The sequence below is a fragment of the Vibrio sp. DNB22_10_4 genome, from assembly GCF_052879755.1.
This window is the reverse complement of sequence record NZ_JBNNXW010000006.1, coordinates 19,275-45,699: the sequence shown is the minus strand read 5'-3', so window position 1 is coordinate 45,699 and position 26,425 is coordinate 19,275. Positions and strand designations below refer to the sequence as shown.

The 26,425-nt window shown below is 46.5% G+C and carries 28 protein-coding genes and 1 pseudogene; 4 read left to right on the top strand and 25 right to left on the bottom strand.

The features are described from left to right. Window positions 1-3 precede the first annotated feature (3 nt). The 16 genes from ACVA6Q_RS15305 to trmJ form a co-directional block, all read right to left on the bottom strand. Entirely contained in the window at window positions 4-618 is a 615-nt protein-coding gene (locus ACVA6Q_RS15305) for a YfgM family protein (RefSeq protein ID WP_446648088.1), read from the bottom strand. A gap of 79 nt (window positions 619-697) precedes the next feature. Beyond that, window positions 698-1,966, bottom strand: a complete 1,269-nt coding sequence (gene hisS / locus ACVA6Q_RS15300) for a histidine--tRNA ligase (protein ID WP_353497937.1) — start codon at window positions 1,964-1,966, stop codon at window positions 698-700. A gap of 26 nt (window positions 1,967-1,992) precedes the next feature. Next, entirely contained in the window at window positions 1,993-3,117 is a 1,125-nt protein-coding gene (gene ispG, locus ACVA6Q_RS15295) for a flavodoxin-dependent (E)-4-hydroxy-3-methylbut-2-enyl-diphosphate synthase (protein WP_353497936.1), read from the bottom strand. 8 nt (window positions 3,118-3,125) lie between these two features. Next, window positions 3,126-4,067 (bottom strand): cytoskeleton protein RodZ, encoded by a 942-nt coding sequence (gene rodZ, locus ACVA6Q_RS15290; protein ID WP_446648087.1) that lies wholly within the window; start codon window positions 4,065-4,067, stop codon window positions 3,126-3,128. 514 nt (window positions 4,068-4,581) lie between these two features. Further along, on the bottom strand, window positions 4,582-5,709 hold the full coding sequence (locus ACVA6Q_RS15285; protein WP_353497935.1) for a bifunctional tRNA (adenosine(37)-C2)-methyltransferase TrmG/ribosomal RNA large subunit methyltransferase RlmN: 1,128 nt from the start codon (window positions 5,707-5,709) through the stop codon (window positions 4,582-4,584). A 189-nt stretch (window positions 5,710-5,898) separates the two neighbouring features. Then, window positions 5,899-6,324, bottom strand: coding sequence for a nucleoside-diphosphate kinase (gene ndk / locus ACVA6Q_RS15280; protein ID WP_042476257.1), 426 nt, complete (start codon window positions 6,322-6,324; stop codon window positions 5,899-5,901). A 52-nt stretch (window positions 6,325-6,376) separates the two neighbouring features. Continuing rightward, window positions 6,377-7,672 (bottom strand): aminopeptidase PepB, encoded by a 1,296-nt coding sequence (gene pepB, locus ACVA6Q_RS15275; RefSeq protein WP_353497934.1) that lies wholly within the window; start codon window positions 7,670-7,672, stop codon window positions 6,377-6,379. Between the two features lie 202 nt (window positions 7,673-7,874). Beyond that, a complete protein-coding gene (gene iscX / locus ACVA6Q_RS15270; RefSeq protein WP_042476251.1) occupies window positions 7,875-8,075 on the bottom strand; it encodes a Fe-S cluster assembly protein IscX in 201 nt (66 codons plus the stop codon). Between the two features lie 15 nt (window positions 8,076-8,090). Next, window positions 8,091-8,429, bottom strand: a complete 339-nt coding sequence (gene fdx, locus ACVA6Q_RS15265) for an ISC system 2Fe-2S type ferredoxin (RefSeq protein ID WP_006072576.1) — start codon at window positions 8,427-8,429, stop codon at window positions 8,091-8,093. An 18-nt stretch (window positions 8,430-8,447) separates the two neighbouring features. Beyond that, window positions 8,448-10,298: a Fe-S protein assembly chaperone HscA gene (gene hscA / locus ACVA6Q_RS15260; protein ID WP_446648086.1), complete on the bottom strand. Its 1,851-nt coding sequence runs from the start codon at window positions 10,296-10,298 to the stop codon at window positions 8,448-8,450. Between the two features lie 23 nt (window positions 10,299-10,321). After that, a complete protein-coding gene (gene hscB / locus ACVA6Q_RS15255; RefSeq protein ID WP_446648085.1) occupies window positions 10,322-10,837 on the bottom strand; it encodes a co-chaperone HscB in 516 nt (171 codons plus the stop codon). Window positions 10,838-10,893: 56 nt separating this feature from the next. Next, complete coding sequence (gene iscA, locus ACVA6Q_RS15250) at window positions 10,894-11,217, bottom strand: iron-sulfur cluster assembly protein IscA (protein ID WP_042476242.1); 324 nt, start codon at window positions 11,215-11,217, stop codon at window positions 10,894-10,896. Window positions 11,218-11,290: 73 nt separating this feature from the next. Continuing rightward, on the bottom strand, window positions 11,291-11,671 hold the full coding sequence (gene iscU / locus ACVA6Q_RS15245; protein WP_042476238.1) for a Fe-S cluster assembly scaffold IscU: 381 nt from the start codon (window positions 11,669-11,671) through the stop codon (window positions 11,291-11,293). Window positions 11,672-11,704: 33 nt separating this feature from the next. Further along, window positions 11,705-12,919 (bottom strand): IscS subfamily cysteine desulfurase, encoded by a 1,215-nt coding sequence (locus ACVA6Q_RS15240; protein ID WP_353497931.1) that lies wholly within the window; start codon window positions 12,917-12,919, stop codon window positions 11,705-11,707. A 28-nt stretch (window positions 12,920-12,947) separates the two neighbouring features. After that, window positions 12,948-13,454, bottom strand: coding sequence for a Fe-S cluster assembly transcriptional regulator IscR (gene iscR, locus ACVA6Q_RS15235; RefSeq protein WP_042476234.1), 507 nt, complete (start codon window positions 13,452-13,454; stop codon window positions 12,948-12,950). Between the two features lie 111 nt (window positions 13,455-13,565). Beyond that, on the bottom strand, window positions 13,566-14,297 hold the full coding sequence (trmJ, locus tag ACVA6Q_RS15230; RefSeq protein ID WP_353498660.1) for a tRNA (cytosine(32)/uridine(32)-2'-O)-methyltransferase TrmJ: 732 nt from the start codon (window positions 14,295-14,297) through the stop codon (window positions 13,566-13,568). 177 nt (window positions 14,298-14,474) lie between these two features. Here trmJ and suhB point away from each other — a divergent pair, with 177 nt between their 5' ends. Continuing rightward, window positions 14,475-15,278, top strand: a complete 804-nt coding sequence (gene suhB / locus ACVA6Q_RS15225) for an inositol-1-monophosphatase (protein WP_353497930.1) — start codon at window positions 14,475-14,477, stop codon at window positions 15,276-15,278. A gap of 312 nt (window positions 15,279-15,590) precedes the next feature. Here the strand turns inward: suhB and ACVA6Q_RS15220 are convergent. The 8 genes and pseudogenes from ACVA6Q_RS15220 to queA form a co-directional block, all read right to left on the bottom strand. Then, window positions 15,591-15,683, bottom strand: a pseudogene (locus ACVA6Q_RS15220) (protein translocase subunit SecF); the annotation flags it as partial. A 37-nt stretch (window positions 15,684-15,720) separates the two neighbouring features. After that, window positions 15,721-16,062: a hypothetical protein gene (locus ACVA6Q_RS15215; RefSeq protein ID WP_446648084.1), complete on the bottom strand. Its 342-nt coding sequence runs from the start codon at window positions 16,060-16,062 to the stop codon at window positions 15,721-15,723. Further along, window positions 16,059-16,451, bottom strand: coding sequence for a DUF6973 domain-containing protein (locus ACVA6Q_RS15210; protein ID WP_446648083.1), 393 nt, complete (start codon window positions 16,449-16,451; stop codon window positions 16,059-16,061). The genes ACVA6Q_RS15215 and ACVA6Q_RS15210 overlap by 4 nt, the downstream gene beginning before the upstream one ends. Window positions 16,452-16,644: 193 nt before the next feature. After that, window positions 16,645-17,592, bottom strand: a complete 948-nt coding sequence (gene secF / locus ACVA6Q_RS15205) for a protein translocase subunit SecF (RefSeq protein ID WP_338163610.1) — start codon at window positions 17,590-17,592, stop codon at window positions 16,645-16,647. A gap of 9 nt (window positions 17,593-17,601) precedes the next feature. Further along, window positions 17,602-19,458: a protein translocase subunit SecD gene (gene secD / locus ACVA6Q_RS15200; RefSeq protein WP_353497926.1), complete on the bottom strand. Its 1,857-nt coding sequence runs from the start codon at window positions 19,456-19,458 to the stop codon at window positions 17,602-17,604. 20 nt (window positions 19,459-19,478) lie between these two features. Further along, complete coding sequence (gene yajC / locus ACVA6Q_RS15195) at window positions 19,479-19,808, bottom strand: preprotein translocase subunit YajC (RefSeq protein ID WP_353497925.1); 330 nt, start codon at window positions 19,806-19,808, stop codon at window positions 19,479-19,481. A 169-nt stretch (window positions 19,809-19,977) separates the two neighbouring features. Next, window positions 19,978-21,123: a tRNA guanosine(34) transglycosylase Tgt gene (gene tgt / locus ACVA6Q_RS15190; protein WP_353497924.1), complete on the bottom strand. Its 1,146-nt coding sequence runs from the start codon at window positions 21,121-21,123 to the stop codon at window positions 19,978-19,980. A 183-nt stretch (window positions 21,124-21,306) separates the two neighbouring features. Next, the gene (queA, locus tag ACVA6Q_RS15185; protein ID WP_353498659.1) at window positions 21,307-22,359 is read right to left on the bottom strand and encodes a tRNA preQ1(34) S-adenosylmethionine ribosyltransferase-isomerase QueA; all 1,053 of its coding nucleotides are present in this window, start codon (window positions 22,357-22,359) and stop codon (window positions 21,307-21,309) included. A 255-nt stretch (window positions 22,360-22,614) separates the two neighbouring features. Here queA and ACVA6Q_RS15180 point away from each other — a divergent pair, with 255 nt between their 5' ends. Beyond that, window positions 22,615-23,085: a CBS domain-containing protein gene (locus tag ACVA6Q_RS15180; RefSeq protein WP_446648082.1), complete on the top strand. Its 471-nt coding sequence runs from the start codon at window positions 22,615-22,617 to the stop codon at window positions 23,083-23,085. Window positions 23,086-23,753: 668 nt separating this feature from the next. Here the strand turns inward: ACVA6Q_RS15180 and ACVA6Q_RS15175 are convergent. Further along, window positions 23,754-24,659 carry a hydrogen peroxide-inducible genes activator gene (locus ACVA6Q_RS15175; protein WP_418641732.1) on the bottom strand — a complete coding sequence of 302 codons (906 nt, stop codon included), beginning with the start codon at window positions 24,657-24,659 and terminating at the stop codon, window positions 23,754-23,756. 187 nt (window positions 24,660-24,846) lie between these two features. Between ACVA6Q_RS15175 and ACVA6Q_RS15170 the strand changes: the two genes are divergently transcribed. Both ACVA6Q_RS15170 and ACVA6Q_RS15165 read left to right on the top strand, forming a co-directional pair. Next, window positions 24,847-25,455 (top strand): peroxiredoxin, encoded by a 609-nt coding sequence (locus ACVA6Q_RS15170; RefSeq protein WP_042476179.1) that lies wholly within the window; start codon window positions 24,847-24,849, stop codon window positions 25,453-25,455. 192 nt (window positions 25,456-25,647) lie between these two features. Beyond that, a complete protein-coding gene (locus ACVA6Q_RS15165) occupies window positions 25,648-26,397 on the top strand; it encodes a copper homeostasis protein CutC (RefSeq protein ID WP_446648081.1) in 750 nt (249 codons plus the stop codon). Window positions 26,398-26,425 lie beyond the last annotated feature (28 nt).

The following is a 26,425-nucleotide window of genomic DNA, read 5'->3' as shown; positions in this document are numbered from 1 at the left end:
CCCTTACTTGGCAAGATCATCCAATTTTAGCTGTAGCGCTTGGCTAGCATCTTGTGCTTGCTGCGCTTCGGTGTAAGCGGTATACGCCGCATCACGGTCGCCTTCGCGAATCGCAATGTCACCACGAAGTTCTGCCACGCGACCAGCCCAGGCTGTATCAGTGATTTTATCAAGTTCAGCGCGAGCACCCGCATTGTCGCCTGACTCAATCATTAGACGTGCAATACGGTAAGTCACTAAAGGAGTAATCGCCGCATCTTTCGTAGTGCTTTGAGCCCACTGAAGCTGCGTCAAAGCATCTTCAAAGTTGCCCGCTTCTACTTGTGCTTTTGCCAATTGCATGGCCGCTAAAACCGCGTATTCGCTGTCTTTGCTGGTATCGATAAACGCTTGTACATCTGCACTTGAATCTGCGCCTTTCGCTACAATTGACTCAACCGCTTTGCTGTACTGTTCTGATGCTGCTTCCTGAGCTTGGACAACGGAATCTTGATAATAACGCCAGCCAAATAAACCACCTAGACCAACAACAACGCCAAGCACAACGGCTTTGCCGTTCTCTTTCCACCAGTCTTTGATCGCTTCAACTTGTTGTTCTTCAGAATCGTAGAGTTCCACTTCCTGTCCTCTTAAAAGAAATCGTTACCTAAACGAATAGGCAGCTGAAACCTCGCTGCCTATTGTCTTGGGTTTAAACTTAAATAATATCTGCTAATTTAGCGGCTAACTCGGTTTGAGCAACAGTTTCTTGCTCTCCGCCCTGCAAATCTTTGACGACGACCGTATTCTCAGCCACTTCAGTCTCACCAAGCACAAGTGCATAAACCGCGCCTACTTTGTCCGCGCGTTTGAATTGTTTCTTGAAGTTACCACCACCAAAGTGGTTCATCACTCGAATACCAGGGATTGCTTCACGAAGACTTTCGGCAAGCTTCATACCAGCCATCATAGTCCCTTCGCCGGCCGTAACGACATAAGCATCAACGCTACGACGAACGTCGGTCAGTTCAAGCGTTTCCATCATCAGTACAAGACGCTCAAGACCCATAGCGAAACCAACTGCTGGTGTTGCTTTGCCGCCAAGCTGTTCAACAAGGCCGTCGTAGCGGCCACCGCCACAAACTGTACCTTGTGCTCCTAGGCTTTCAGTGATCCACTCAAAAACAGTACGGTTGTAGTAATCTAGGCCACGAACCAAACGTTGGTTAACCGTATATTCGATACCTGCCGCGTCAAGAAGTTCACACAGACCTGCAAAATGTGCTTTCGACTCTTCATCTAGATAGTCAGAAAGCTCAGGCGCGTCCACCAAGATCGCTTGAACGTCTGGGTTCTTGCTATCCAATACGCGTAGCGGGTTAGTATGCATGCGACGTTTGCTGTCTTCATCCAACACATCAACGTGCTGCTCTAGGTGAGCAATCAGTGCCGTACGGTAGTTAGCACGCGCTTCTAGAGAACCAATAGAGTTCAGCTCTAGACGAACATGCTTGTCGATACCCAGCTCACGCCAAAGACGTGCTGTCATCATGATAAGTTCAGCGTCAACGTCAGGGCCGTTTAGACCAAATACTTCCACACCACATTGGTGGAATTGACGGTAGCGACCTTTTTGCGGACGCTCGTGACGAAACATTGGACCCATGTACCACAAGCGCTGCTCTTGGTTGTAAAGCAAACCGTTTTCAATACCTGCACGAACACAGCCAGCTGTACCTTCTGGGCGCAGTGTTAGGCTATCGCCGTTGCGGTCTTCAAAGGTGTACATCTCTTTCTCTACCACGTCGGTCACTTCACCGATAGCGCGGCTGAATAGATGGGTCATCTCAACGATTGGCATACGTACTTCGTTGTAGCCATATGCGCTGACCACATGCTTCACTGTATTCTCAACTTTTTGCCAAAGTGGAGATTGTGTTGGGAGGCAGTCGTTCATGCCTCGGATTGCTTGAATAGTTTTTGCCACAGTTTAATACCGTAATTTCGTTGAGATTATTTGTCTTCTACTTCATTTACTTCGATGCGATTTGCGGAATCTAGCATCGATGCTTTAGCTCGAATTCTTGCTTCGAGCTGATTAACGAGGTCATCGTTATCAAAGCGCTCTTTCTGACGTTTACCGTCTTCATAAAAAGCACTCTTTTTGTTACTGCCGGCTAGGCCAAGATGAGACACTTCGGCTTCACCTGGACCATTAACCACACAGCCAATGATCGATACGTCCATTGGTGTGATCACATCTTCCAATCGCTCTTCTAGTGCGTTGACGGTGCTAATCACGTCGAACTCTTGGCGTGAACAGCTTGGGCAAGCAATAAAGTTGATGCCGCGAGAACGGATACGCAGTGATTTCAAAATATCGAAACCCACTTTAATTTCTTCTACTGGGTTCGCAGCCAGAGAAATACGCAGCGTGTCACCGATACCTTCTGCTAACAGCATGCCAAGGCCAACCGATGATTTCACCGAGCCCGCACGAGCACCACCCGCTTCCGTAATACCTAGGTGAAGCGGTTGGTCGATTTTCTTAGCCAGTAGGCGGTAAGAGTCCACCGCCAGGAATACGTCTGACGCCTTTACGCTCACTTTGAACTGGTCAAAGTTAAGACGATCAAGAATGTCGACGTGACGCATTGCAGATTCAACTAAAGCCTCTGGCGTAGGTTCGCCATATTTCATCTGGATCTCTTTTTCCAGAGAGCCACCATTGACACCAATACGAATTGGAATGTTCTTATCGCGAGCACAGTCAACAACCGAACGAATACGCTCTTCATTACCAATGTTGCCTGGGTTGATACGCAAACAGTCAACGCCGTATTCAGCGACTTTCAGCGCGATACGGTAGTCGAAGTGAATATCAGCGACCAGCGGAATAGAAACCTGCTTTTTGATCTCACGGAAGGCTTCCGCCGCATCCATGGTAGGAACAGAGACACGAACGATGTCAGCGCCTACGTTTTCCAAAGCTTTGATTTGAGCAACCGTCGCGGCTACATCGGTCGTGCGCGTGTTCGTCATTGACTGAACGGCGATAGGTGCGCCATCGCCGATAGGTACATCGCCCACATAAATACGCGTAGAGGGACGACGTTTAATTGGTGATTCGTGATGCATAGTGTTTTCTAAGGTAAGGTGAATCGAGCTACTTTGCCTGAAGTATACCCAGAAAGGTCGACAGGTTCACTCGCTAATGTCATAGAAACCTTCTCAGGCGCACCTAAAATAACTTTGAAAGGCGCTTTGCCCTCCAGACTTAGGTTATCTCCCGCTTTTTTAATGCCGGTCGATACCGTTTTGCCATCAGCGTCTTTCACTTGGATCCAGCAATCACCAGAGAACGACATCGTCAGATTTGTCAGCCCATTAGCAGGCTTTGGCTCCGCTACAGCAGGTTCAGCTTGCTCCACTACCTCAGCAACTTCTACTTCAGCAGGCGCTTCAGTTTGGCTAGCTTCAGGTGCTTCAATTTGTGGCTCTTCAGGTGTGGCAACGATCGCTGACACATCGAGCGTCTTCACTTCTGGCTCATTGGCAACAAGCTCTGCCTCAAGTGTGGCGATTTTTTCAGTTGCTGGGGCTTCCACTTCAAATGCAGGATCATTGCTTGAAGTGTCCGCGATTTCAGACAAGGTATCTTTTTGTTGGTTTTGCAGCCACCAAACCGAAGAAATACCGATAATGACCACACCAATACCCCAAGTGAGCTTCATGATGCGGCTATCGTGTCTTTCTTTATTGGTTTTTTTCGAAAAACTCTGCATGGGCTGTTCGGAGTGCTGGGCTGCACTGTGATTTTCGATGGTGCCGAGCACCTCTTGTTCGTCAATACCTACGGCTTTTGCGTAAGATCGTAAGTAGCCACGCGTAAACGTTGCAACTTGTTCACCATCGAACTCGTTCGATTCTATTTTCTGAATGATCGCGACACGCAAACGCAAGCGATCGGCGATTTGTTTCTGCGTCAGACCCAATGCCTCACGCTTTTGCTTTAGAATGGTACCGGCAAGTATCACTTGCTCGGCTTGCGGTGACTGTTCTGTGGCGTTATTTTGCTCAGTACTCATTGATGTTGTACTTCTTATTGGTTGTCACTTCGACACAACACGCTTCGTTCGTTATTTTTAATTGGTGTTCGTGATCTTAGTTTGGTAAATCGCTCGCACTAGCTGTTCAATACAGCATAGTCCCAAATGGCCAACTGCGGCACTTCTCTGTTTGTAAAGCGCTCGATTTTATTATGATTTCTGTCTGACTGATTGAGTTAGCCAGCATCATCTCGATTGGAACTGCTCATCATAGTCGATTCTCCACGCGAGTTAAAATGTCCAGAGTAAAAACAGCGCAAATAGTGACAATTTTGATTAAAAATTAACACGACTCATATTTTTCTGGCGACATTTCGTAGTATTTGATTAACGAAAACTATATTTGTTCCGTTATTGTTCAATTATTTATCTAGAAAATGTGGCAAAGATCAGAGTTTGTGAGATGAATTGAAGCGGCTATTTTTACTCACCTCTGGATACAACAAAGCCAAGTCGAAACTTGGCTTTGAATAACACAATCTGAGTACGCGAATTATACGGCTTTAACCGGTATTGCTTGCTGGCCTTTTTGAGCCGCAATTTGCTGCGTACGTTTGGTACGGTCAATCACATCACCGACAAGCTGACCACAAGCGGCATCGATATCATCACCACGAGTCTTACGAACCGTCACAGTATAATCATACTGCATTAGAGTTTTCATAAAGCGGTCGATACGCGAGTTGCTCGGCTTTTTATATGGAGAGCCTGGGTACGGGTTGAACGGGATCAGGTTGATCTTCGCCGGCGTATCTTTAAGAAGCTCCGCTAGTTCGCGTGCGTGATCCATATCGTCATTCACATGGTCAAGCAACACATACTCAACCGTTACCTTGCCACGGTTCGCGTTGGAAGACGCAATGTAGCGACGAACAGATGCCAGAAAGTCTTGGATATCCCAGCGATCGTTAATTGGCATGATTTCGCTACGAAGCTTGTCGTTTGGCGCGTGCAGAGAGATCGCTAGCGCAACGTCAATTTGACCCGTCATCTGATCCAGACCAGAGACAACACCTGAGGTTGATACCGTTACACGACGCTTAGACAGACCAAAACCCAGATCATCAAGCATCAGTTCAAGTGCTGGCATTAGGTTTTTCATGTTAAGCAGCGGCTCACCCATACCCATCATTACCACGTTGGTGATTGGGCGACGACCCGTCTCTTTTTCAAGACCGACTTCGCGCGCAGCACGCCACACCTGACCAATGATTTCCGATACTTTTAGGTTGCGGTTAAAGCCTTGCTGAGCCGTTGAGCAGAACTTACATTCCAACGCACAACCCACCTGCGAAGAAACACACAACGTCGCGCGATCATCATCAGGAATATAAACGGTTTCTACGTCTTGATCGCCAACACGCATTGCCCATTTAATGGTGCCATCAGAAGAGTGCTGAGCTTCAGATACGGTTGGCGCTTTGATTTCCGCCAAACGAATCAGCTTCTCACGCAGTTTCTTATTGATGTTGGTCATCTTCTCGAAGTCGTCGACACCAAAATGATAGATCCACTTCATTATCTGATCAGCACGGAAGGCTTTTTCGCCCAGTTCCTCTTGGAAAAACTGACGCATGCCCTTGCGATCAAAATCGAGTAGATTGACTTTTTGTGTGGTCATGGTGCCTCTTCGATGACGGTAAATGGTATTAAGGGCGCGAATTGTACAGGCTTTAGCCCCCTACAACAAGCGTTACAAAACCCTAAAATATTAAGGTGTTCATTTCCAAGTGAACATTTTTTGCACAACAAAAGCATCAGGTAATAAAAAAGGAGGCAACGCCTCCTTTTTACTCATAACTGCACTCAATTAACGAGGACAAATTTCTGACTGTGGAAAGAAAAACTCAATCTCACGTGCTGCTGATTCTGGGCTATCTGAACCATGTACTGAGTTATGACGCATGCTCAGCGCGTAGTCTGCACGGATAGTGCCACAAGCAGCTTCTTCTGGGTTAGTTTTGCCCATCAGCTCACGGTAACGACAAATCGCATCTTCACCTTCAAGTACTTGAACCATGATTGGGCCAGAGGTCATAAATGCACGAAGATCATCGAAAAACGGTTTACCTTCATGCTCAGCGTAAAAGCCTTTTGCTTGCTCGTCGGTAAGATGAACCATCTTAGCTGCGATGATAGACAGACCTGCTTTTTCAATACGGTGATAGATCTCACCAATCAAATTACGCTTAACTGCATCCGGTTTAACGATAGAGAATGTTCTTTCTAGGGCCATTGGTGTTCCTTTTCTTTCGTGTTGTTCTTTTATTAGTAATAATTTTCTTGAATTACTTGTTAGCCTGCTCCGTTAGCAAACGAGCGAGTGTGCGCACACCCATGCCGGTTGCACCAGCAGACCATTTGTCAGTTCCCGACTTACGGTAAGTACCAGCACAATCGAAGTGCAACCAACCTTTCTTATAGTCTTCCACAAAGTAAGACAGGAATGCCGCCGCCGTGCTTGCGCCCGGAGAGTAGTCACCACTGCTGATGTTCGACAAATCAGCAAAGTTCGATGGCAGCATGCCGCGATGGAAGTCTGCCAATGGTAGAGGCCATAAGCCTTCCTTCTCTTGGTTCGCATTCGTTAGCGCTTGATGCGTTAGCTCGTCATCAAATGACATGATGGCGTGGTAATCATTGCCAAGTGCGTTTTTAGCTGCGCCTGTAAGTGTCGCACAGTCGATAATAAGCTCTGGGTTTTGTTCGCTAGCGTAGATAAGACCATCAGCCAATACCAAACGGCCTTCTGCGTCGGTATTCATGATTTCTACCGTCTTACCATTTTTATAGGTAATTACGTCACCTAACTTAAGCGCGCGACCCGATACCATGTTTTCAGCACAGCAGAGGATCAGTTTTACACGCTTGTTTAGGCCACGCATGATTGCAAGACCGAGACCACCAGTAATGGTGCCCGCACCGCCCATATCTGCTTTCATTGCCGTCATAAAGTTCGACGGTTTTAGACTGTAGCCACCTGAATCAAAGGTAATACCCTTACCCACTAAACAAGCAAATACTGGCGCGTTTTCATCACCAGTCGGGTTGTAGTCCAGTTGTAGCATCGCAGAGGTGCGCTCAGAGCCACGACCAACAGCAAAAATGCCTTCCCAACCCTCAGTTAGTAGATCTTTGTCTTTAACGATGCGGTAAGTCACATGCTTTGGATCTGCTGACTTAATGAATTCTGCCGCCATTGTTGCCAGTTGACGCGGTGCGACTTCTTCTGCGCTTTTATTAATGATGTCACGCGTCCAATCAGACGCCTTGATGCGCGCGTCTAGCTCTTTCTTATCTTGCTCGTTTAGTTCAGCAAGCTCAACTTGAGTGCTTTTCTTAGAATTACGGTAACCTTGATAAAACGCCCAAGAAGACTCTAAATCCCAACCTTCGCCTGCAAGTGTGGCGTTTGAAATGCCTTGTGAATCTAACTTGCGAGCCGCGCGTTGGATCGCGCCAAGATCGTGACCTTCACCGATGTGGATTGTCGCACCTTGCTCCGAGAATGAAATGATAGCCTTTTCGCCCCATTGTGGCGCTGCCGCTTCTTGGCTAATAAATACCGACATTGTGCTAGACATGGTCTCTCCTTGTCTTAAATCTAATTATTGCAGCTTGCCGATTGAGTTCAGCTGCTGTGTCGCATTCTGTGTATCAAATGATGTTATCACTATGTAGAGACAATACCAATGACTGCACCATGGGAATTAATAACAATGTAACATGGTGCGACAAAAAAACGGGCCAAAGGCCCGTTTTTGTAAAACTAACTAGTGAGTCTGTTTAATCGTACTCATCCATCCAGCATAAAATCACAGCTTCGAGGATTTTTTCATTTGAGCGATTAGGATCGTCATCAAAGTCTTCCAAGTCCGTAATCCATTTATGCAAATCTGTGAAACGAACCGTTTTTGGGTCGGTTTCTGGGAATTGATCGCACAGCTCGATAGCGATATCACGAGAGTCAGTCCATTTTAAGCTCATGAATCCTCCAGTTAATTAGTGATCTTCAGATGCGTGGTTTAGGGTGTACTTTGGAATCTCTACCACAAGATCTTCATCCGCAACGACCGCTTGGCAACCTAGACGCGACTCAGGCTCTAAACCCCATGCTTTATCAAGCATATCGTCTTCAAGTTCTTCACTCTCTTCTAGTGAATCAAACCCTTCACGGATGATGACGTGACAAGTGGTACATGCACACGACTTTTCACAAGCGTGCTCAATTCCAATACCGTTCTTTAGCGCTACGTCTAATACAGTTTCGCCTTCATTTGCCTCTAACACTGCGCCTTCTGGGCAGAGATCTTCATGGGGCAGAACAACAATTTTTGGCATGACTACTTAGTCCTCGATCTAAATGTTATCAACTGATTGACCCGCCAATGCTTCACGGATGGATTTGTCCATTCGACGTGACGCAAACTCTTGGCTCGCTTTATCAGTGTCTTTAATACCTTGTTCAATAGCATCGGCGTCATCGCCATTGCGAAGTTCAATCAGAGCTTCAATCGCTGTAACCAATGCCTGTTTTTCTTCTTCGTTTAGAAGTGTATCACCGTCCGCTTGCATCGCAGCGATAAGACCTTCAATCACTCGATCAGCTTCAACACGCTGCTCGGCCAATGCACGCGCTAACATGTCATCTTTGGCATAAGTCATCGAGTCTTTGAGCATGTTGGTCACTTCATCATCGCTGAGACCGTAAGATGGTTTCACCTGGATTTCCGACTGAACACCCGTGCTCTTCTCCATCGCTGTAACAGACAGTAGACCGTCCGCATCAACTTGGTACGTCACTCGAATGTGTGCGGCACCTGCCGCCATAGGAGGAATACCTTTGAGCGAGAAACGAGCCAATGAACGGCAATCGTCCACCATTTCACGCTCACCTTGCACTATGTGCACAAACATCGCCGTTTGACCGTCTTTGAATGTGGTAAATTCTTGGGCACGTGCCACGGGAATCGTAGTGTTGCGTGGAACGATCTTCTCGACCAAACCACCCATGGTTTCAATACCCAATGACAGTGGAAGAACGTCCAACAGCAGCATCTCAGAGTCGGGCTTGTTACCTGCAAGAATGTCCGCTTGAATCGCCGCACCAATTGCGACAACTTCATCTGGGTTGATGTTGGTCAGTGGCGTTTTACCAAAGAAGTCACCAACCATTTCACGAACCAATGGTGTACGAGTTGAACCGCCAACCATGACAACTTCTAGAACATCTTCTGCATCAACTTCAGCATCTTTCAATGCACGGCGACATGAAAGCAGGGTCTTTTTCACAAGCGGACGAATTAGCTCTTCAAACTGAGCCTTCGTCAGTTCACCCTGCCAGCCGAGAACGTTTACCGTCGCAACGTCATTTTGGCTCAGATCGATTTTGGCCTGTGTAGCTGCGTCCAATAGTTCACGTTGCTCATGAGCATTAAGCTCAGACTTGCCAGCTTGCTGCTGCAAGTAATCTGCAACGAGGTGGTCAAAGTCATCGCCGCCCAGTGCGGAATCACCGCCAGTCGCCAGCACTTCAAATACACCGCGCGATAAACGCAGGATAGAGATATCGAAGGTACCACCACCTAGGTCATACACTGCAATCACGCCTTCTTGGCCACTGTCTAGCCCATAAGCAATAGCTGCAGCAGTCGGTTCATTAAGAAGACGCAATACATGCATACCCGCTAGGTTTGCAGCATCTTTGGTGCCTTGACGCTGAGCATCATCGAAATACGCCGGAACCGTAATCACCACGCCAGCCAACTCGCCACCAAGAGAGTCTTCTGCGCGCTTGCCAAGTGTTTTAAGAATGTCAGAAGAGACTTGAATCGGGTTCTTTGCGCCACCTGCGGTTTGCAGAACGGGCAAACCATTATCACTTTCTGTCAGTGAATATGGCATTGACGGGTAACGAGTCTGCACGTCTGCAAGTGAACGGCCGAGTAGACGCTTCACAGAAATGATGGTGTTAACAGGATCAAGTGCTGCGTTATCACGAGCTTCAATACCGACAGTGATACTGTCATCCGCATAGCGAACCGCTGATGGGAGGATCTTATTGCCGTTGGCATCTGGTAATGTCGCGGCTTCACCACTTCTTACTGTCGCGACAAGGGAGTTGGTCGTACCTAGGTCGATGCCCGCTGCCAGTTTATGTTCGTGTGGCGCGGAGCTTTGACCCGGCTCTGCGATTTGAAGTAATGCCATTCAAATATCCTTGGGAGCTTCCATTAACCAAGCAGCTTATCTTCTAGCTGTTCTATTTCTCTTTGCAACTTGGCGATAAATTTTAGTTTTCTAACGCTATCAGCAGCGACAGGCCATTCAGCTTGCGAAAGCTGACCTTCTACTTCTGATAACTGTACCTTGAACATTTTGCTGACCTTAGCTTCAAAGTCAAAAAGTTCTGATTCAGGGTCACTTGAAGACGCGAGATCTTCCAATTCTTCTCGAAGTTCCATCTGCTCCATTAAGAACAATGGATCTTGCAATGTCTGCTGCTCAGCGCGAATATCAACACCGTTCTCCGCCAACAGATATTCGGCGCGAGAGATAGGCTTTTTCAGCACTTCATAGGCATCATTAATCTGCGCAGCCTTCTGCACTGCAAGTAAGCGGTCGCGCTCAGAGGCAGTGGCGAAGTTGTCTGGGTGAAAGCGTTTTTGCAGTTCTCGGAACTGAGAAGAAAGAAGGCTACCGTCCAACTGAAACTGAACAGGTAGCCCAAATAATTCGAAATGGTTCATAGCATTGACTCGCAATTAATGAGCTTGGCCGATACAACAGCCAAGCTCGTCAAAGGTTAAACATTAAAGCTTTCACCACAACCACACTCGCCTTTCGCATTTGGGTTGTTGAACTCAAAACCTTCGTTCAAGCCTTCTTTTACATAATCGAGCTCTGTGCCATCTAGATAAACCAAGCTCTTAGCATCGATGATCACTTTCACACCTGAGTGCTCAAACACTGAATCACCTTCATCCAGATCATCAACGAACTCAAGAACGTAAGCCATACCAGAGCAACCCGTGGTCTTTACACCTAAGCGTAGTCCAATACCTTTGCCGCGATTATCTAAAAATGTCTTAACTCGGCTCGCTGCTGCGTCTGTCATTGAGATGGCCATACTACAACCTTTGTTCGTTTCTCTTGATGATACTGTATTTAATAAAGCTAAAGGGCTCGGTTATCCAAGCAGTTTAGTCGTGCTTTTTCTTGTAGTCTGCAACCGCTGCTTTGATTGCATCTTCAGCAAGAATTGAGCAGTGTACTTTCACTGGTGGCAACTCTAGCTCTTCTGCAATTTCAGCATTCTTGATAGCTGCTGCTTCATCGATCGATTTGCCTTTAACCCACTCAGTAACCAGTGAGCTTGACGCGATCGCTGAACCACAGCCGTAGGTCTTAAACTTAGCATCTTCGATGATACCTTCTGGTGTCACCTTGATCTGCAGTTTCATTACGTCACCACAAGCTGGTGCGCCAACCATACCACTTCCCACAGCCGGATCATTCTTATCAAATGAACCTACGTTGCGTGGGTTCTCATAGTGGTCAATTACTTTTTCACTATACGCCATAATAACTTCCTCGAATCCTCTACTTCCGTGAGATTAGTGGTGTGCCCACTCAACCGTGTCTAGGTCAATCCCTTCTTTATACATATCCCATAGAGGAGACATGTCACGTAATTTGTTTACTGCTGTTCTGATCTGCTCAATCGCAAAGTCGATGTCTTCTTCTGTGGTGAAACGACCAAATGAGAAGCGAACCGAGCTGTGTGCTAGCTCATCGTTAAGGCCAAGTGCACGCAGCACATATGAAGGCTCTAGACTTGCTGATGTACATGCAGAACCAGAAGATACTGCCAAGTCTTTAAGCGACATTAGTAGCGACTCACCCTCAACGAACGCAAAGCTTACGTTTAGGTTGTGTGGAACACGCTGCTCTAGGTCACCATTGACTGTCACGGCTTCAAGATCTTTAACGCCGTTCAGTAGACGGTCACGCAATGCTTTTGCGTGGTCGTAGTCTTTCTGCATATCTTGCTTAGCGATAGCAAAGGCTTCTCCCATACCCACGATCTGGTGCGTAGGTAATGTGCCAGAGCGGAAACCACGCTCATGACCGCCACCGTGCATTTGCGCTTCTAGACGAATACGTGGCTTACGACGCACGTAAAGCGCACCAATACCTTTAGGGCCGTATGCTTTGTGAGCAGACATTGAAATCAGATCAACCTTCATTTCTTGAACGTCGATAGGCAGTTTGCCTGCAGATTGCGCTGCGTCTACGTGGAATACGATTTTCTTGCTACGGCAAAGTTCGCCGATAGCTGTAATGTCTTGTACAACACCGATTTCGTTGTTTACGTGCATGATTGACACAAGCACTGTGTCTTCACGCATCGCCGCTTCTAGTTTAGCTAGGTCAACAATACCGTTTGATTCTGGCTCAAGGTAGGTCACTTCGAAGCCTTCACGCTCAAGCTGACGGCATGGGTCAAGAACTGCTTTGTGCTCAGTCTTAACCGTGATGATGTGCTTACCTTTCTTGCTGTAGAAGTGCGCTGCACCTTTGATAGCAAGGTTGTCAGATTCAGTAGCGCCAGACGTAAATACGACTTCGCGAGGGTCTGCGTTCAACAGATCAGCGATCTGTTCACGAGCGTTATCTACTGCTTCTTCTGCTTGCCAACCAAAACGGTGAGAACGTGACGCTGGGTTACCAAAGGTACCGTCCATCGTCATGTATTGAACCATTTTTTCTGCAACCCTTGGATCGACAGGGCAAGTGGCAGAGTAGTCTAGATAAATAGGCAGTTTCATTCTTTACTCCAATGTATAAGCGACACTACTACGAGCGAACATTGATTCCGATGGGTGCGGTGCTTGTACTTTTTCTTGAGAACCCATGATTTACCGCGAGATCTACGTCTTGTCGGTCTGAAATTTCTAATACTTCGTTATCTACCATCAGCTCACCAAGAGTGATGTTGTTTAGGAAGTCACTGATGCGAGAGCTTAAATCTCTCCACAGTGTATGTGTAAGGCAACGTGTACCACCCTGGCAATCTCCTTTGCCAGCGCATTTTGTTGCATCAACGGACTCATCAACTGCAGCGATGACAGTACCGATTGAAATCTCGTTGGCTTCTGCGCCTAAGCGGTAACCACCACCTGGACCACGAACACTCGCCACCAAGCCCGCTTTGCGAAGTTTGGAGAACAGCTGTTCTAGATAAGACAAAGAGATACCTTGACGTTCTGAGATGTCAGCTAGAGGTACTGGGCTTTGCTGTGAGTGCAGTGCGACATCAAGCATCGCTGTTACTGCATATCTTCCTTTTGATGTAAGTCTCATATCACACTATCCACATTGATTATGTGGCATAAATATTTTCATACCTGAGTATTTTAGTCAAGTATTTAATTGACTAAAATACTCAGGTATTTAACCCAACAAAAGAAATGGTTATTCTTTAACCCCTATCGCTTTTTCAACTGAGGTTAAAATACCGCGCAACGTATTGATTTCCGTGGTTTCAGGACGTGCTCGACTAAACATTCTTCGCAACTTATTCATGACAAGCCCCGGCTTCTCCTTCGAGATAAACTGGGTATCCATAATGACTTTTTCAAGGTGTTGGTAGAATAATTCCAGTTCTTTGTGACGCGGATAATCGACTTCACTTGGCTCTGAGTACTGCTGAGCTTCTCGCTCTAAATGCGCAACTCTTACTTCATAGCTCAGTGTTTGCACCGCCATAGCAAGATTGAGCGAACTGTATTCTGGGTTTGCGGGAATACACGTATGATAATGACACAGCTGCAGCTCGTCATTGGTTAAGCCGGTGCGCTCGCGCCCAAATACCAATGCCACCGCATGCTTTTCGCCTTCGACCGCAAACTTTTTACCGCACTCACGTGGTTCAATCATTGGCCAATCAAGAGTACGAGAGCGTGCACTTGAGCCAACTACTAGGCCGCAATCTTCCACCGCTTCTTCTAAAGTCGAAACGACTTTTGCACCTAACGCGATATCACTCGCACCCGCTGCCAACGCAACCGCCTGCGAGTCTACCTCACATTGAGGGTCCACAAGCACCATCTGGCTTAGTCCCATTACCTTCATCGCTCGAGCTGCCGAGCCGATATTTCCAGAATGAGAAGTCCCCACCAGGACGATTTTTACGTTGTCTAGCATTGTCACGTTGCACTCATTTTACACAATCGCAGAATGGTAACATAATCTTGACTAAAGTAGTCAGGATCTTTCTATTCATAAAATTAACAGCACAAAAAATAACCACTTCCCTTTTGCCAAATCTTTGGTATACTTCGCGCCGCTTTTTGTTCTTTAACATCCGTTGGGAAAATTCGTATGCATCCAATGCTAAACATCGCTATACGCGCTGCGCGTAAAGCGGGCAACCATATTGCTAAATCACTAGAAAACACTGACAAGATTGAGTCAGTACAGAAAGGCACTAATGACTTTGTTACTAACGTAGACAAAGACGCCGAAGCAATCATCATCAGCACTATCCAAGCTTCATACCCAGACCACAGCATCATTGCTGAAGAGGGTGGACTCATTGAAGGTAAAGATAGTGACGTACAATGGATCATCGACCCACTGGATGGCACTAATAACTTCGTTCGAGGCATCCCTACTTTCGCTGTATCTATTGCAGTTCGCATCAAAGGTAAAACAGAAGTAGCGTGTGTTTACGACCCAATGGTTAACGAGCTTTTCACTGCACAACGTGGTGCTGGCGCTCAGCTTAACAATGCACGTATCCGTGTAACTCAGCTTAAAGATATCAAAGGTACTGTTATCGGTACTGGCTTCCCATTCAAGCAGAAGCAACATTCTGAAAGCTACTTCAAGATCATGTCTTCTATGTTCAACGAGTGCTCTGACTTCCGTCGTGCTGGCTCTGCAGCTCTAGACCTATGTTACGTTGCAGCGGGTCGTCTAGACGGTTACTTCGAGCTTGGTCTAAAACCATGGGACATGGCGGCAGGCGAACTGATTGCTCGTGAAGCTGGCGCTATCGTGACTGACTTCTCTGGCGGTACTGAGTACATGAAGTCTGGTAACGTTGTTGCTTCAAGCGCTCGCGGCGTGAAAGCGATGCTAAAACACATCCGTGAAAACGGTAACGAAGCTATCCTTAAGTAATTCTTTAGAGCTTAAGTAGTTCCGCAAAAGAAAGCACAGCCCGTCACAGCTGAATTTGAAATCCCGACCTATGGTCGGGATTTTTTTGTTTAGTGCCAACGAAGTTACGTGTTTTCACTAAGAATCATTTTTCCTGGATAAAAGAAAAGCCACTCCGAAGAGTGGCTTTTTTGTGCTTGTCGCTTACATGTGTGTCATTCCTGCGTAGGCAGGAATCTATTCGAGGCTTGGTGATCGCTGTGAGTAGATCCCTGCGTACGCAGGCGCACGGCTAGTGGGATGACGGGATCACTGCACTCGGACAGAAATACCCTAAGGCATCTCATCAAACTCAGCGCCTTCTTTTTCAATCTGTGGCGGCATTAGGTGCTCTCTCTGGATGCCCTATTTCAGAGCTAGCGCAGATGTTTAGTAAATAGGAGAGCTCAGAAACCAAAGTAATTTAGTCCATACATCCTTCAGGCTCTAATAACACTTCTGAGACCTTTTTTGTCGAGCGATCAATCACAAATGCAACTAGACAATCTTGGCTTTCGCTCAAGCGGTATGCGGGAAACTCATCATATAAATAGTACGCGTCAGGCTGACCCAATTTATCAATAATTTCACTACTATCTAGAGTCATGGCAGATTGCTTGTAAAAATCCTCTAGCATGCTGTAGCGTTGGTCCGGATAACTTTTCCAAATATTGCTATCAAATGAGCGTTCAGAGTTAGTAAAAGTAACTTCCTCACTACAGGCTGATATCAATAACGTGACTATGAGTAATGTTAGTTTTTTCATTCTCTAAGCACCTTCAATCGCCCAACCAAAAGAGCCGTGTGACAGTAGTGCGACAACTTTTCATCACCTGCTCTTGATAAACCAATCCTCAGCCCTACAAGATTATTATGAAGATCCATATTCTTCTCTGAAGCGTCGTTGTCCTCAGAGCTTTCATGTGCTGATGTAAACTCTAAAGCATTCTTATAACCAATATCTCTCGCCAAAATCGCTGACCAAAAACAATGTCTAAAAGCATCGCTTTTGTCATTGCGCCTGTTAAAACCAAATCGAACTTTAGTTTCCTCATAAGCAATATCTTTAGACCTAGCTATAGCAACTACATGATGAGGATGATTTTTCAGGTAAAGTTTCTCGTCTTCTGTGAGTCTTTCGTACTGTTGTAGCATTACATAACCTCCTTCTTCCAGTCCAAAATAGAGAAGCTAATACAATACTCTTGTAATAAAGTTAGGTTGAAAAATCTCTTTTAAACGTTCGTTATTGGAAAGACATCGAATGGCTTTGTAATTGAGTAAAAACCCTCGTTACAAAAACGGCCCTGCAAATGCAGAGCCGTTTCATCAAATCCAACAATTTGCCTTATGGCATCTCATCAAACTCAGCGCCTTCTTTTTCAATCTGTGGCGGCATTAGGTGCTCTTTCTGGATACCCAGTTTCAGAGCCAACGCAGATGCTACGTAGATAGAAGAGTAAGTACCGACCGTGATACCCAGTAGCAATGCAGTCGCAAAGCCGTGGATCATCGCACCACCTTGAGTAAACAGTGCAATAACTACGAACAAGGTAGTACCAGACGTAATCAAGGTACGGCTTAGCGTTTGCGTGATGGAGCTGTTCATGATGTCAGCTGGCTCACCCTTACGCATCTTGCGGAAGTTCTCACGGATACGGTCAAATACAACGATGGTATCGTTGAGTGAGTAACCGACAACGGTTAGAAGTGCTGCGACAATCGTCAAATCAACTTCAATCTGCATAAGCGAGAAGATGCCCAACGTGATGATAACGTCGTGTGCAAGCGCGAGCACCGCACCCGCCGCCAAACGCCATTCAAATCGCACTGAGACGTATATCAAGATACAGATAAGCGATACAAGGATCGCAAGACCACCCGCTTCTGTAAGCTCATCACCGACGTTTGGACCTACGAACTCGATACGACGCATTTCAACGTCTTCACCCGTGCCGACGCGAATGGCATCTAGGATCTGGTTGCCCAGCGCCTCTGCCTGCATGTCATCACGAGGACGCAGACGAACCATAACATCGCGAGCAGAACCGAAATTCTGTACCGTGGCATCGCCAAAGCCTTTCGCATCTAGTGCTGAACGGACTTCCTCAAGGTTTGCTGGCTGTTCAAAGCCTACCTCGATAAGTGTACCGCCAGTAAAGTCTAGACCCCAGTTAAGCCACTTCGTCGACAGTGTAAAAATAGCTGCACCGATCATCACAATGGATAGAACGAACGCAACTTTTGACCAACGCATAAAGTCGATCGTTTTGTCTGCTTTCATTATCTGAAACATAACTAACCCTTAGATCGACAATTTGTTGATACGCTTACCGCCATAAACCAGGTTCACGAGACAACGTGTACCGATGATGGCTGTAAACATAGAAGTAATAATACCGATAGATAGTGTTACCGCGAAGCCTTTGATCGCACCTGTACCCACAGCAAATAGAATAATCGCTGTAATCAAGGTGGTGATGTTCGCATCGGCGATGGTACTGAAAGCGTTAGCATAGCCTTGGTGAATCGCCTGCTGAGGGTTACGCCCATCTTTCAGTTCTTCACGTATCCGTTCAAAGATCAGAACGTTCGCATCCACCGCCATACCAACCGTCAGTACGATACCAGCGATACCTGGCAGCGTCATCGTCGCACCTGGAATCATCGACATAACACCAACGATAAGAACAATGTTCGCCATCAACGCCATGTTGGCAAACAGACCAAATCGACGGTAGTAAACCAGCGTAAATAGCATCACGGCAATCATACCTGTGATACACGCTTTGATACCCATATCGATGTTTTGCTGACCCATTGATGGACCGATAGTACGTTCTTCAACAATAGAAATCGGCGCAATCAGAGCACCTGCACGAAGCAGTAGCGCTAAGTTGTGGGCTTCAGCAGCAGAATCGATACCTGTGATACGGAAGTTACGACCAAGTGCAGACTGAATTGTCGCTTGGTTGATCACTTCTTCATGCTTATCAAGGATAACTTTGCCTTCTGGCGTACGCTTGCCGCTGTCTTTATATTCAGCGAAAACCGTTGCCATTAGCTTACCGATGTTCTGACGTGAGAACGCTGCCATCTTGTTACCACCTTCGCTGTCTAGCGAGATGTTAACTTGTGGGCGACCATATTCGTCTGCGCTAGAGCTTGCATCAGTAATGCTGGCACCACCTAGGATAACGCGCTTCTTAAGCACAACCGGACGACCGTCACGATCAAGCTTAATCTCACTACCCGCTGGCGCACGACCACTTGCTGCGGCAGCCAAGTCAGCCGAACTGTCTACTTCACGGAACTCTAGTGTTGCTGTTGCACCCAAAATTTCTTTCGCGCGCGCAGTGTCTTGAACACCTGGTAGCTCAACCACGATGCGGCTCGCACCCTGACGCTGAACCAGTGGCTCTGCCACACCCAGTTCGTTTACACGATTGCGTAGGATAGTGATGTTCTGCTCTACAGCGTAGTTACGGATTTCTTGAAGGCGAGTTTCTTTGAATCGAGCGACCAAAGCAAAGCGGCCGTTTGAGTCAGAATCGAAGAAGTCCATATCTGGGTATTTTGCTTCCAGTACTGTCTTCGCCTCTGCAAGTTGCTCAGCATCACGAAGTAATACTTCTACGCCATCTTTGCCTGCAGGTCTGATAGAGCGATAACGAATACGCTCCTCACGAAGATCACTACGGAAGCCCTCTTCTTGCTGACCAACCAACTTTTCCATAGCAGCGTCCATATCCACTTCCATCAAGAAGTGAACACCACCACGAAGGTCGAGACCGAGTTTCATTGGCGCAGCGCCAATCGACTCTAGCCAGTTTGGAGTAGCAGGAGCAAGGTTAAGTGCAACAATAGAGTCTTTGCCTAATGCTTCACTGATAATGTCGCGAGCACTGATCTGAGTATCAGTATCATTGAAACGAACAAGAATGGAGCCATTTTCTAGAGCAATGGACTTACGAGAGAGTTGCTCTTCTTCAAGAGCTTTAGTGACAGTATCCAGCGTCGACATATCAACAGAGGCGCCACGCGCCCCTGTAATTTGAATAGCCGGATCTTCACCGTATAGATTGGGAAGTGCGTATAACGCCGCTGCCGCAATGGCGAATATCACCATCAGGTACTTCCACAAAGGGTAACGATTTAGCACAGCGAGATCCTATAGCTGTTTTATAGAGACTTCAGCGTACCTTTTGGTAGCACTGCAGTAATGAAGTCTTTCTTGATAACTACTTCATTGTTGTCGTTTAATGCGATAGCAATGTAGTCGTTGTCTTCAGCGATTTTAGTGATTTTACCAATTAGACCGCCGTTAGTTAGGACTTCGTCGCCCTTACCCATAGAAGCCATTAGGTTTTTGTGCTCTTTTGCACGCTTCGCTTGTGGGCGGTAAATCATGAAGTAAAAAATTACCGCGAACATGCCTAGCATGATTAGCATTTCGAAACCGCCACCTTGTGGTGCTGCTTCAGCTGCGTGAGCTGCAGAGATCAAACTCATCGGAGAACATCCTCTTTAATGTAAATACATATCCAAAATTGGGCTATCCCCCTATCTTTTCAAGAAGCAAACGGTAACTCAATGTTTCTTATTCGCTTAGAGGCACAAAAAGTGTGACCTAGAGCTAGGATTTGTTACCTATTGCAGGGATAGCCGACTATTTAGCCAACTATTGAGCGTCGACCTTCATATCTAGTGGTGGCACTTCGCGGTTGCGACGTGCGTAAAACTCTTCCACAAACTGCTCAAAACGGTCTTCATCAATTGCCTTACGGATGCTTTCCATCAGCATTTGATAGTGACGCAGGTTGTGAATGGTGTTTAGACGTGCACCCAAGATTTCGTTACAGCGATCTAGGTGATGTAGATACGCTTTTGAGTAATTTTTACAAGTGTAGCAATCACAGTTCTCGTCTAGAGGACCTGTGTCAGTTTTGTTTGTCGCGTTACGAATCTTAATCACACCGCCAGTCACGAACAAGTGACCGTTACGTGCGTTACGCGTTGGCATCACACAGTCAAACATGTCGATACCACGACGAACACCTTCAACTAAGTCTTCAGGTTTACCTACACCCATTAGGTAACGAGGCTTATCTTCAGGAAGCTTAGGGGTTGTGAATTCAAGAACGCGGTGCATCTCTTCTTTTGGTTCACCAACAGCAAGACCACCAACCGCGTAGCCATCGAAACCGATGTCAGTCAGACCTTTCACCGACACATCACGCAAGTCTTCGTATACGCTACCCTGAACGATACCGAACAGCGAGTTTTCGTTGTCTAACTTGTCGAAGTGATCACGAGAGCGCTGCGCCCAACGTAGTGACATTTCCATCGACTTCTTCGCTTCTGCGTGAGTCGCTGGGTATGGCGTACACTCGTCAAAGATCATCACCACATCAGAGCCAAGATCTTTTTGGATTTCCATAGATTTTTCTGCATCCATGAAAATACGGTCACCGTTTACAGGGTTACGGAAATGCACACCCTCTTCTGTGATTTTGCGGATATCACCAAGACTGAATACCTGGAAGCCACCAGAGTCAGTTAGGATAGGACCATGCCAGTTCATAAAGTCGTGCAAGTCACCGTGCATCTTCATGATCTCTTGACCTGGGCGAAGCCATAGGTGGAAAGTATTACCAAGAAGAATTTCGGCACCTGTGCCGCGTACTTCTTCAGGTGTCATACCTTTAACGGTACCGTATGTACCTACTGGCATAAATGCCGGAGTTTGTACTGTACCGCGTTCAAACGTCAACTGACCACGACGCGCATGGCCATCTTTTTTCTTAAGTTCGTATTGTAATTTCACGAAGCCTCCAAATTGCCAGAGACACAGTCTGACTCAATCTTAAAACGCACTAACAAGCGTAGCTTGCCGCACTTAGATCCGCTCACCTAACATAGTTCGTTGGGCGAAAGGTTTTGGTGTTCCCTACCGTATTCCACTGAGTCCTTGAGTGAAATAAAAACTGTCGCTCGCTACAGGCGTCAACTACGCCGTTTTCTTGGTAATGAACATCGCATCACCGTAGCTAAAGAAGCGATATTTTTGCTCTACCGCATGAAGGTAGGCATTCATAACATTGTCGTAGCCAGCAAACGCACTCACCAGCATGATCAGCGTTGATTCTGGTAGGTGGAAATTGGTCACGAGACAATCCACCAGCTGATACTCATAGCCAGGGAAGATGAAAATCTCGGTATCACCAAAGAAAGGCACCAGCTCAGTACCATTTTTCAGTGCATCTTGCGCCGCACTCTCGAGTGAACGTACCGAGGTGGTACCCACTGCAATAATGCGGCCGCCGTTCGCTTTAGTCTCTGCAATCACATCCACCACCTCTTGAGGCACTTCTACATATTCAGCATGCATGTGGTGGTCATGGATATTTTCAACGCGAACAGGCTGGAATGTACCTGCGCCAACATGAAGCGTCACATACGCAAAGTTGGCGCCTTTCGCTTTAATTTGCTCGAGAACACTATCGTCAAAGTGAAGACCAGCAGTAGGCGCCGCAACCGCACCGGGTTTTTCGTTATAAACCGTTTGGTAACGTTCTTTGTCGGCATCTTCATCTGGACGATCGATGTATGGCGGCAATGGCATGTGACCAACATCGTTTAGGATCTCAAGCACTGTCTTATCTGACTGCATTTCAATTTCAAACAAGGCATCGTGACGCGCCGTCATGATCGCTTGGTATTCGTCGTTTTCACCCAAAAACAGCTCGGTACCTGGTTTTGGTGATTTTGAACAACGTACGTGCGCAAGAACGCGCTTGTCATCAAGCATACGCTCTACCAATACTTCTAGCTTACCGCCAGAAGCTTTGCGACCAAACATACGTGCCGGGATCACGCGCGTGTTATTGAACACAAGAAGGTCGCCAGGCTGAACTTGGCTGACGATATCAGTGAAGTTTCCATCTACAACTTCACCCGTGTTACCGGTCAATTGAAGCAGTCGGCTTGAGCTACGCTCTGCCTTTGGGTAACGAGCAATCAGCTCATCAGGTAATTCGAAGTGAAAATCTGAAACTTGCATAACACCAATCTTCTTTATTAAGCGACTAAAACGGCGAAAAAATTCGCAGCCGCATAGTATAAAGTGACCCGTTGGAATAGCAAGCTGAACCGACGTTTGCGACCAGTTAACCAGTGAATTACCACGCGCCATTTAAACCCTTTTATCAATAGGGATATTTTGTGAGTTAAACGGCAAAAAACGATGTTAATCTCAGATTTAATCGGTGAAAAAACCTATAGTTAAAGTACACAAACAGAACGAGTTGGAGGCCATATGATTAAGGTCCAAGACATGATGACTCGCAACCCTCACACCCTATTGCGGTCTCACTCATTAGCCGACGCCAAACACACGATGGAAGCGCTCGATATCCGCCACATTCCAATCGTCGATGCAGAACGTCATTTACTAGGTATTGTTTCACAGCGTGACGTTCTCGCGGCGCAAGAGTCCATATTGCAGAAAATACCTAGCGATCAATCTTACACACTGTCGACACCGCTTAGTGAAGTGATGCGCACCAACATTATGACCGCAGAACCACGAGCGGGTTTGAAAGAAAGCGCCCTATATATGCAAAAACATAAGGTCGGATGCTTACCTGTAGTACATAACAAGCAGTTGGTCGGCATTATCACGGACAGTGACTTTGTCGCGATTGCAATCAACCTTTTAGAGCTTCAAGAAGATAGTGAACCAGAAGAGATTCAACCGGAAAATGATAGCGAAAGCGTCAGCCCGTAAAGCATTACTTAGGGTTGGGGAATTGTAGAAAAAAGAAGCGGCTGACGCCGCTCAAATCTACCGACATTCTGTGGTCTTATTCGACCACAAGGGGCAGTGCTCAAAACAGGTTTAGTATCAGTTTTCATTTGTAGCTTTTAAACAACAGGTGATGAACTGTCGTTTTTCCAGCTTGGCGAATTAGCAAGCCAACTCTTTGATGGCTCAGTATACAAAGTGCTGATTTCTCATTGCCTTAAAAACCTCAAAACCGTCTATTTACATTACCGCAACCCACTTTAGAGTTGCAACTCTAAAGTGGGTGTTTTTGCGAATTCGATAGTTTCCTCTTTCTGTATCAAACTCGCTATTTCAAGTCATTTTCGTTGTGAGTTACGTAAATTAATTTCAAAAAGAACATTGTGAAATGTTGTATGTATAAACCAGCCAACGACGAGAGCCCTCCTATCCACTTAGCTAGACTAGCATCGACAAAGCCAACAACACTTTTTCAAAATGTCACAGTGTAAAATTCACATGGTCAACTCACTGAAATGATTGAAAACTAATTCAACGCCGACATGATTCACGGTTCGAAAATAATTCCAATCTCCAGTTATAAATACTAAAAAAGGCACCTAAACTGGTGCCTTTCACTAGTACATATCGATCGGTTTCTACAAAACTGGCTACAACAACTCAGAAACCACATCTGCAAGCTGCAAAAACGAATCTCTTCGCGAGGAGCTTGGTCGCCATACCAAACCAATATCGCGATGAGCCTGTTGACCTGGCGGCTCAATCACGATGAGATTTTGGTTCTCAAGCAAACCGTGCTCAATCGCCATTTGTGGAATGAACGTGGTTCCCAAACCGTTAGCCACCATTTGTACTAGGGTATGTAAACTCGTAGCGCTAAATGGGTTGATCTTCTCTTTTTCAGTGAGCTTACACGCTGAAACCGCATGTTCAGTCAGGCAGTGCTCGTTCTCTAACAAAAAGACCGACTCATCAGGCAAATCATCATATTTGATTGGCACCCGAATACTGTCGGCTTGGTTACGGCTAATGACCATCTTAAATGGGTCGTGGCCGACAATGCAGCTTTCCATCGTGCCAATATCCATTGGCAGCGCAAGGATGAGCACGTCCAACTCACCGTGGCGCAGCGCCGCCAGCAAATTAGCTGTAGTATCTTCTCTTAATAGTAAGTTGAGCTGCGGGTAGCGGGCATTGATCTCTTGTACCAAATCACACAATAAGAAAGGGGCGATCGTTGGAATACAGCCGAGTTTTAACTGACCTTGCATCACGTCACCTTGGCAGAGGTTACCCAGCTCAATCAGATCCTGGCCTTTAGCCAGCAGCTCACGGCCTTGAGACACTACCATCTCGCCTGCTTGAGTAAAGACTAATGGGCTTTTCTTGTCTTTCTTTTCGTAAAGTGGACAACCAATAAGCTCTTCAAGATTTTGGATTCCCTTACTCAAGGTCGATTGACTGACAAAACAGCGCTCAGCTGCCTCGCTAAAGTGCCGGGTTTCATGAAGTGTAACCAGGTAATGAAGCTGCTTTAAACTTGGCCATTTATTCATTTCAACTGCCTGTTTTTGAACCAATATCAAAAAAGGAATCGACCGTGTGGCTTCATCGCTTTTTTCGATGGAATTAATCTAATATTTTCGCTTTTTTCAATACTACAATGTGTACTATAGTTTGTCTCGTACAAACACGGACCAAACCGAAATGGTTTGAAATTATCCCTATTTAGGAGCAAAAAAAATGGTACTAGTTGGTCGTCAAGCCCCAGACTTTACTGCAGCAGCTGTTCTAGGCAACGGTGACATCGTTGAGAACTTCAACTTCGCTGAGTTCACTAAAGGTAAGAAAGCGGTTGTTTTCTTCTACCCACTAGACTTCACATTCGTTTGCCCATCTGAGCTGATTGCATTCGACAACCGTCTAGCTGATTTCCAAGCTAAAGGTTGTGAAGTTATCGGTATTTCTATCGATTCTCAGTTCTCTCACAACGCATGGCGTAACACTGCTATCGAAGATGGCGGTATCGGTCAAGTGAAATACCCACTAGTTGCTGATGTTAAGCACGAAATCTGCAAAGCGTACGACGTTGAGCACCCAGAAGCAGGTGTTGCTTTCCGTGGTTCTTTCCTAATCGACGAAGACGGTCTTGTACGTCACCAAGTTGTTAACGACCTACCACTAGGCCGTAACATCGACGAAATGCTACGCATGGTTGACGCTCTAAACTTCCACCAGAAGCACGGCGAAGTTTGCCCTGCACAATGGGAAGAAGGCAAAGCAGGTATGGACGCATCTCCGAAAGGTGTTGCAGCGTTCCTATCTGAGCACGCAGAAGACCTATCTAAGTAATTCGACCCTTCACCCTGCGCTCAAACCAGGGGTGATGGTTGGACAAATATAAAGCGAAAAACGCACGCCAATCATTGAAGAAGAAACGAGTTAGCCAAAAAACGAAGCCCGAGTCACCGACTCGGGCTTTTTTTATTTTCAGATTTCTTGGTCAGCGATATATTGATAGCAGTCTTTCTATTGAGAATTAAAATGAGCTACCAACTTGAAGTCTGTATCGACAATATCGAGTCACTCGCTTATGCCATCGCTGGCGGCGCTACCCGCATTGAACTGTGTTCATCACTTGCTTTAGGCGGCCTTACTCCAAACGCAGGATTAATCAAACAAGCCGTTCAGTCGTCTAGCATTCCCATCTACGTCATGATTCGACCTCGCCAAGGCGACTTCCTGTATGACTGTGATGACGTCGAAATCATGGCAGAAGACATTCGTACAGCTGCAAAATATGGCGTGCAAGGGGTAGTGCTTGGACTTTTAGACAAAGACGGGCACATCGACATGCCGCGTTCAATTCGCCTAGTGAAACTGGCACATGAGCTGGCTCTTGGCGTTACTTTCCACCGTGCATTTGATCAATGCAAAAAACCAGAACAGGCGCTTGAAGATGTGATTGCACTGGGATGTGAGCGAATACTCACTTCTGGGTTGGCATCCAATGCGCTAGACGGCGCATCAAAGTTAGCTGAGCTGGTTAAACAAGCGGATGGCCGCATATCTCTCATGGCCGGAGCGGGTGTTTGCGCCGATAACGTCGCCACCATCATAACCACCAGCCAAGTGCAGGAAGTACACCTGTCAGGCAAATCTTCTCGCAACAGCAAAATGCACTTTATCGCCAACGAGGCCAAAATGGGGGCAGGCGATATTGATGATTTTGCCATCCCAGTTACCAGTAGCGACAAGATCCGCTCAGTAACTAAGGTGCTAAACTCTCTATAAAACAAACACAAAGAAAATCGGAGAAGGA